Source organism: Candidatus Cloacimonadota bacterium, assembly GCA_012516855.1.
Classification (GTDB): domain Bacteria; phylum Cloacimonadota; class Cloacimonadia; order Cloacimonadales; family Cloacimonadaceae; genus Syntrophosphaera.
This window is the reverse complement of record JAAYWB010000080.1, coordinates 1-8,102: the sequence shown is the minus strand read 5'-3', so window position 1 is coordinate 8,102 and position 8,102 is coordinate 1. Positions and strand designations below refer to the sequence as shown.

Here is an 8,102-nt window from a genome sequence, read left to right as displayed (position 1 = left end):
TCAGTAGTATTGTCCTGATAGATCTATTCCTCCCATTATGGGGGGCCGTGGAAAGGGAATTGATGAATTGATGTAATTGATCAAATCGATAGACCGTCTCTCCGGCAGATAGGAAAAAAACGGCTCTCTTTCAAAAACCGAGTGGATAGCCCGGAGGGCGGCAGATTATAGCGAGGATGTGCGGTGAGCGCAGCGAACGGAACCCCCTCGACAGTGGATCTAAACTTCCTACCTGGTTATTGCTTCTGTACGAGGGGCTTACCCTCCCTCGCTATCGTTATGTCGCCCTACGGGCTCAATCTACCGGATTACCCACTCGGTTTGAAAATAAGCCAAAAAGACTTCAAACTGGGCAGAGCCGCTCCATCAGAATACAAGCTAAAAGGGAAGCTGGTGTTTCTTAGACAGAATGAAGCAGAAGAACTGAGCAGTTGGGAACAAAGCTTTCCAATTGTCTCTATCCTCCTATGGACCTACTGAACGCCTACCACTCTTAATCGTAGTAATAATCGTCTTCCGGGTCGGAATCCTCCTTCAGGTCTTCTTCGTAATAGGGCCTATAGTCCCGTTTATGATTGCCGAAAACAGTGCAGTGCTCGAAGCTGACTCCTTCGCGGGAATTCAGCAGCCCGCTCACATTGTTGTTAAAGATGGCGCATTCGGAGAATATGATTTCTGAAGCGGAGGTATTGAGCACGTATCCACCGACGAAACCGTCGCCCGCGCTGTTGTCATAAATCACGCAGTTTGTAAAGCTCACCTCGTGGCAGTTGGAGATATTCAGCAGGCTGAATTCCCGGTTGTTGAACATCACACATTTCCTGAACTCCACCCCGTAGCTGTCGAAAAGCGAGAGGATGGAATAGCTGCAGTCCCGGATGGTGGTGTCCACGCAACTCAGCCAGGACGAATCTGTGAGGGTGATCCCCTCGATACCGCAGCCCCAGAGGTCACAGTTTTCTATATTGATCACATGGCAGTTCTCGAAATTGAAGACCCCGCCCATGCAATATCCTTCTTCCATGTGGCCGCATCTCAGGTTCTGCAGGTTAATCTCCTCACAATTCCTGAAGGTGAGCACATTCGCGTAACGCGGCCGGGCCAGGATTTGCGACCGGGTTTCCGGCTCCCCGATAATGGAGAAATTGTGCAAGTCCTTGATCACCAGTTGAAAGCCGTCATACACTTCTTCGAACTCGGTGTATTCCGGATTGAGGTCCGCGTGCTCCTCCGTGAAACAGAGAGATTCCAGAAACATTGAATACATGTGGATGGTGGTGTTGGGCGCCACTGCCGCCAGGAATTCCTCTTCCCCGGAAACCCAGATTTCTCTGTGCTCGCTGAAATCCCTGTCCCCCTCCGCCCATAGAGGCAGCATGAGGCACAGTAGTGCCAGCCAAAGCCAAATCATCTTCTTGGGCATAATCCTCTCCCAAAGCTGTTTTCAGGCGAAACGGCCGCGTTGGAACAGCCTCTTTTGCCATTGGTTAGAAAGATTGAACCGGGCTGAATTCTGTCAAGCTGAAAGTTGCTGGCATCTCCCCCATTTATTATATCAGCCTGATTTTCATTTGCCATGGATCAAACCAGTTAGATAGCCTGGCCCCTCAGCCTGCCGGCCCCAAAACCTGAGTAGCCGCCTGCTCCTTCTGAGCCCTTTCCACCTTGCTTCTGGCTTGCCTCCCGCATGATGCTCGCACCAAATGCGGGAATAAGGCAAGAGGCATACCGGTCGCGTATCCGATGGGGCTAAGGGCCCTACAAGCCCAGGGGGGCGATGGCGCGGTCGAAATAGCCGTGCACCTTGGCGATGGTGAGCCCGTAATTTGTGATCGGCACCCCGCGCCTTTGGGCTTCCACGATACGGCGGTTCATCTCCACCTGATTGAGCATGCAGGCGCCGCAATGCACACAGAGCGCGTATTCCTCCAGGTTTGGCGGGAAATCGTGTCCGGCGTAGGTTTCGAAAATGAGGTTCTTTTTGGTGTATTCCTTCAGCCAGCGGGGCAGCTTCACCCGGCCTATGTCGTCCTTCTGAACGTGGTGAGAGCAGGCTTCCGCGATCAGGATTCTATCGCCTTCCTTAAGTTTGTCGATTTGCCGGATGCCGTTGGCCAGGATGCCCAAATCGCCCTTGTAGCGGGCAAAAAGGATTGAAAAGGTGGTTAGTTTCACGCTGGGCGGCAACTCACGCACCACCAGTTCGATGGCCTGGGAATCTGTGATAACGAGGTCGGGATCCTCTTTCAAGGCGGCCAGGGCCTGCTTCAGTTCAAATTCCCTCACCACCACAGGCACCGTGCCGCTGTCTAAAAGGTCGCGCAGCACCTGAACCTGGGGCAGGATCAGCCGGCCTTTCGGGGCAGCGGAGTCGATTGGCGTCACCAAAATAACTCGCTCGCCAGCCCGCACCAGGTCGCTCACCAGGGGCCGGTCCTCTTTCAAATGCGCCGGCGCCAGGGCAATCAGCTTTTCCTTGGCTTCCGGGATGTTTTCTTTTTGGCTGGCGGAGACGGAAACCCATTCCAGACCATGTTGCCGGCAGTATTCCAGATTGGCGGGGGCAGGTTGGCGGAGGTCGCTTTTTTTTAATGCCACCAATACCGGGACCTTCATTTCGCGAATGCGTTGCAGAAACTCCAACTCGCTGGCGGAAAAGGGATTGCCGTTATTTACAAAGATCGCGATATCCGTGCGGAAAAGCACACGGAAAGTGGCTTGGACACGCTTGGCGCCCAATTCTCCGGTATCGTCGATGCCAGCCGTGTCGTAAAAGGTCACGGGACCCAGAGGCAGAAGCTCGTAACGCTTGTCCACCGGGTCGGTGGTGGTGCCCGGAGTGTCGGAAACGATTGCAATTTCCTGGTTCGTAAAGGCGTTGATGAGGCTGGACTTGCCGCTGTTGCGGTTCCCCAGCAAGGTGATGATCAGGCGTTCGCCGCGGGGGGTGCTGCTCATTTTTCCTCGTTCTTGGTTGCATACTTCTCTTTATTAAACAGAATAACGCTTCCTCCTGGCTTTGGCAAGTTCTGTTCCGGTTGGCAGTGATGGTTTGGCATCAGTGTTCATGAAGCAAAGTGAATCTGCGCAATTCGTCCTTGACAACTTGCAAACTTATGGAAAGCTTGTTTTTTGCATTACAATAGCTACAGGAACCGAGCATGGACTACATCAAGGGACCTCATACCATAAACTATCGGGAAGCTGATCCGGACAAGCTGCGCGAACAGCTCCGCCAAAACCTCAACAGGCTACATCCAACTGTATGGGATAAGGGGAGTTAATGCGCCGAATCGGGCTTTTTCTGCTGTTGCTTGGAAGCGTCTGCCTGACAGCAGAAAGCATCCAGATCGGCAATGGGTCGCTGCTGAACCAGCATCTGCCCATCGAGCCTTTTGTAAGCTACAGCTACTCTCAACAACTCTACCGGGCCGCGGATATCGGTTTCACCGGCCAGGTGAGCGCTGTCTCTTTCCAGTACAATATCCCCAGCACATATTTTATCGGCAGCAGCGCGGTCTGGAAGCTCTATCTGGGGCACACCCAACGCGAACAACTGGATGCCTGGGTGCCTCTGGACAGTCTGGTCCTGGTGTTCGATGGCACCCTGTCCGAGGATCAGTTTTCCAACGGGATACCCGGCCAGGGTTGGCTGAATATCAATCTGGACACGGTGTTCCACTACAATGGCAGCGACAACCTGCTGATCGCCGTGGATGAAAACGATCCCGATTTCGGTTCCAACGCTGACGATTTCATCTGCACAGAAGCCGCGGAAGTGCGAGGTATCGTATTTGCCAGCAATACCTTGAATCCCGATCCTGCCTCCCCGCCGCCAGGTCCGGAAAACCTGTTCACGCGCCTGGCCTATCCCAATCTCCGGCTGGAAATCACACCCTTCAGCCTCACACCCTGGCATCCCCAACCCGAAGACCAGACCACCGGAATTCCTACCTCCACCGATTTGCGGTGGCAGAGCAACGCCTCGTCATTCGATGTTTGGTTGGGCACCGATCCGGACGAGTTACAGCTTATGGCGCAAGGGATTGCCTCACAGCAATGGACACCACCGCAGCCTTTGGGATTGCTGACTTCTTATTATTGGCAGGTGGTGGCTCACGCGGACGGAGAAACTTACCCCGGTCCGGTCTGGAGCTTCAGCACCGCTGGCGAAGGCATTGGTCCGCCCCAAAACCTAAGCGCCTATCACATCACAGACCACGTTCAACTGAACTGGCAGCCGCCACTTGAAGGCGAACCGGTGATGTACCGCGTTATTCGGAACGGCGTGTTTCTGGCTGCCACACAGGAAATTGGCTATCAGGATTATGAATTTGGGCCCGGGCAGGTCTTATACTATTATCTGCTGGCCCAAAACCATCTGGGCGAGCTTTCTGATCCCTCAAACACCGTTACTGTACACATTCCGGACATCATCCCAAACCTCATCCTGCAGCAGAGTTTTGAGGCCTGTTCCCCGTTCAGCCAGAACATTCCCGGCTGGCAAAATCTGGACATGGACAACTCCCCAACCTGGTCTCCCTGGCCAATGCAGGGTTTCGGTGAGCCGCTTGCCTGGCTGGTTTTTCCTCCAGCGCAACTATCCCCGCCGCAAACTGGTCTCGAAGCCCACAGCGGCGCGGCGATGGCAGCGTCTTTCAATGTGCAAACCCCACCCAACAACGATTGGCTGATCACTCCCAGACTGCAACTGGGTTCTGCTCCCAGCCTGAACTTTTGGGCCCGCTCCCACACTGTGGATTATGGGCTGGAGCGGCTGAGAGTGCTGATTTCCACCACGGACGCCGATCCTGCCAGCTTTACCAGCTTGAATAGCGGCAACTGGCTGTCCGTGCCGGCTGAATGGACCGAATACAGCTTCGATCTCGCCGCCTGGCAGGGCCAAAGCGTCCATCTGGCCTTCAATTGCGTTTCCTGGGACGCCCTCGCGCTCTATCTGGACGATATCGTGGTCACTGGAGAGGGTGGTTATGTTCCAGTGGGGGAAGATATTGCGGTCCCGGATTGCTTCAAGGTATTTCCCAACCCCGCCCGCGGAACATTCAGCGTTGAGACTACCCGCAAATCGCCTTTTAACCTTGCCCTCTACGACCTGCGGGGCCGCGAACTTTTTTCCATCCGTAATCTGAGTAGTTTCCAAAGCGCGGAACACGCCCTGAACCTGGCCGCCGGCGTCTATTTCCTACGCTTGGAAGCGGAAGGCGGCAGCCAGTTGAAGCGCCTGGCTGTTATCAAATGAAAAGCTATGTTCTGCCAGATGTGGAGGCTTTCCTCGAGGGACTTCTCCAGGACAAGAAATTCAGAGAAAATATCGTCTCCCGCCAGTCCCTGGAACCGGTGGAAGCCATCTGGGCTGACTTTCCATCCCAAACCAGGGCGGAACTGCTCTCCCTGCTCCGCGAACAGGGCGTTGAGCGTCTGTTCGAGCACCAACGCGAGGCCATCTACGCCGCGCTAAACGGGGAAAACCTTGTCATCAGCACCGGCGTGGCCAGTGGCAAGAGCCTCTGTTACCAGTTTCCCATTCTGCAGGAACATTTGCTCAACCCCACCAGCCGGGCCCTGCTGCTTTTCCCCACCAAGGCCCTGGCCCAGGACCAAGCCCAGAAAATGCAGAACCTGGCTACAACTCTGGCCCACCAAAACCCCAAAATCCCAAAGCTGAACTGCTCCATCTACGACGGAGACACCGCTTCCGAAATCCGCAGCCGCATCCGCAATCAAGCCGGGCTGGTCTTCTCCAATCCCGACATGCTGCATCTGGGCATTCTGCCCAACCACACGCTCTGGAGCAACTTTTTCGCCCATCTGCGCTGGGTGGTGATCGACGAGGTGCACATCTACCGCGGTGTTTTCGGTTCACACTTCGCTAACGTTTTACGCCGTTTGAAGCGGATTTGCGCCCTCTATGGAGCCCAGCCCCAGTTCGTTTGCACCTCAGCCACGGTGGCCAACGCCCGCGAACTGGCGGAGGATTTGCTGGAAAGCCCTGTCCGCCTGACCGAAAGGGATTCTTCACCGCATGGACGGAGGGAATTCCTGATCGTGAACCCACCAATCGTGGACGCCACCCTGGGTATCCGGCGCAGCGCCATGCTGGAATCCACTTCTCTGGCCAAACGCTGGCTATACGGACGCGGTCAGGCCATCATCTTCTGCGGGCCACGGCGCAGCGTGGAAATCCTTTTCCTCTATCTGAGCGGCGAAAGCGCTTTCAAGGACCGGGTTCGCAGCTACCGTAGCGGCTATCTGGCCGCCCACCGGCGTGAAATAGAAAAGGAATTACGCGAAGGCAGCATCGGTCTGGTGGTTTCCACTAACGCGCTGGAACTGGGAATCGACATCGGCGGGCTCGACGCGGTTTTCCTGAACACGTATCCCGGCACCATCTCCGCCACCAGGCAGCAGGCCGGAAGGGCTGGCCGCAAGGGCAACACAGCCCTCGCCATCCTGGTTGCAAGCGCCAATCCGCTTGACCAATACATCTGCCAGAATCCCAGCTACCTCTTTGACAACAATCCCGAGCACGCCCTCATATCACCAGACCATCGTGAAATCCTGCAAAGCCAGTTGCTCTGCGCCATTCACGACCTCGCCATGCTGGATACTGAAGGCTTTGGCAGTTTGGGCCCGGAACACATCTTCCCCCATCTTGAAGTGCTGGTGCGGGAAGGGAAAGTGCGCAAGGCTGGCCCACGCTACATCGGCGTTCCGGAGGCCTACCCCGCTGCGGAGGTCTCGCTGCGCAACATTTCGGACCAGGTGCAAATCCTCTCCGGTGATGAACTCATCGGCTGGGTGGACGGCGCCAGCGCGCTCTGGATGGTGCATCCGGGCGCCATCTACCTGGACCGGGGCGAGACCTGGCTGGTCACCAAACTCAACCTCGAGCAGCGCAAGGCGGAAATCGAACCCGCGGAAGTGAACTATTTTACCCAAACCACCCGCGACACCGAGATCGAAGTTAACTCTCTAATGAACCGCCAAACAGCCCTTGGCGCGGACAAGTTTCTGGGCCAGGTGACCGTTACCACCACCATCACTGGCTTCAAAAAACTCAAGTTTTACACTCAGGAAATAATCGGCCGCGAACCACTGGACCTGCCCCCAACGAGGCTGCAAACCGTAGCCTGGTGGATCGGCCTGAACGATAAAACCGTCGCCCGGGTGAAGGCTCAGGGTCTTTGGAACGTGGAGAAGAACGACTACGGCAAGGACTGGGGCCTGATCTCCGCCACCGCGCGCAAACGTGACAACTTCACCTGCCAGCACTGCGGCTTGCTGGAAACCGGTGAAGCCCACCACGTCCATCACCTCGTCCCCTTCCGCAAATTCGCCAGCACAGAAGAAGCCAACGCGCTGGAAAATCTGGTGACCCTCTGTCCCCGCTGCCATCGCCTCGCGGAGCAAAATGTGCAGATGCAGAGCGGGATCGCCGCCCTCGGCTATCTGCTGGTGAATCTCGCGCCCTTCTTCGTGATGTGCGACCGCAAGGACATCGACGTCTTTTGCGAGGACAATTCCCCTCTGGCTGGGAACCGGCCTGTGATCCTCATTTACGACAACATTTCCGGCGGCATTGGCCTTTCGCGCAAACTCTTCGACCTTCATGACCAAGTGCTGAAAGCCGCTCTGGACCTTGTTTCCAAATGCCCCTGCCATGACGGCTGCCCCTCCTGCGTTGGACCAGTGGCGGAAAACGGCTCCGGGGCCAAAGAACACGCCCTCGCCATTTTAAAAGAACTTGTCGCGAACATCCCAACCGGCAGTTAGTCCCCAACACACTGTCCATCAAGTAGATGAGAACAAATCCCCAAGCCCATTGACACTGGCCTGAAGACAAGCCCTTTAGCTGATATCCTGCATGATGATTAACAAGCGGCTCTCTTCCTAATCGGGCGTATAATACCAAATCGCTTTCATTAATCTAATTTAAGCCATTTGAAATAGGTCAATTTTGAGACCATGTCTTTGTTGCTATCCAAGTATGAGAAACTATCAATAAGAGCTTTTTGAACATCATCAAGTGACGCGTAGGCAGTATTTCTAAACTTCATGTCTCTGATCTTTGCCCACAAATG

General features: G+C 55.2%; 4 protein-coding genes. 2 read left to right on the top strand and 2 right to left on the bottom strand.

The window, feature by feature from the left end:
- Positions 1–493 precede the first annotated feature (493 nt).
- Positions 494–1,423, bottom strand: a complete 930-nt coding sequence (locus GX466_08225; protein NLH94181.1) for a right-handed parallel beta-helix repeat-containing protein — start codon at positions 1,421–1,423, stop codon at positions 494–496.
- A 335-nt stretch (positions 1,424–1,758) separates the two neighbouring features.
- The gene (hydF, locus tag GX466_08220) at positions 1,759–2,958 is read right to left on the bottom strand and encodes a [FeFe] hydrogenase H-cluster maturation GTPase HydF (GenBank protein NLH94180.1); all 1,200 of its coding nucleotides are present in this window, start codon (positions 2,956–2,958) and stop codon (positions 1,759–1,761) included.
- A 325-nt stretch (positions 2,959–3,283) separates the two neighbouring features.
- Between hydF and GX466_08215 the strand changes: the two genes are divergently transcribed.
- Both GX466_08215 and GX466_08210 read left to right on the top strand, forming a co-directional pair.
- Entirely contained in the window at positions 3,284–5,260 is a 1,977-nt protein-coding gene (locus GX466_08215) for a T9SS type A sorting domain-containing protein (GenBank protein NLH94179.1), read from the top strand.
- Complete coding sequence (locus tag GX466_08210) at positions 5,257–7,794, top strand: DEAD/DEAH box helicase (GenBank protein NLH94178.1); 2,538 nt, start codon at positions 5,257–5,259, stop codon at positions 7,792–7,794. Before GX466_08215 ends, GX466_08210 begins: the two co-directional genes overlap by 4 nt.
- The last annotated feature ends 308 nt before the right edge of the window (positions 7,795–8,102 follow it).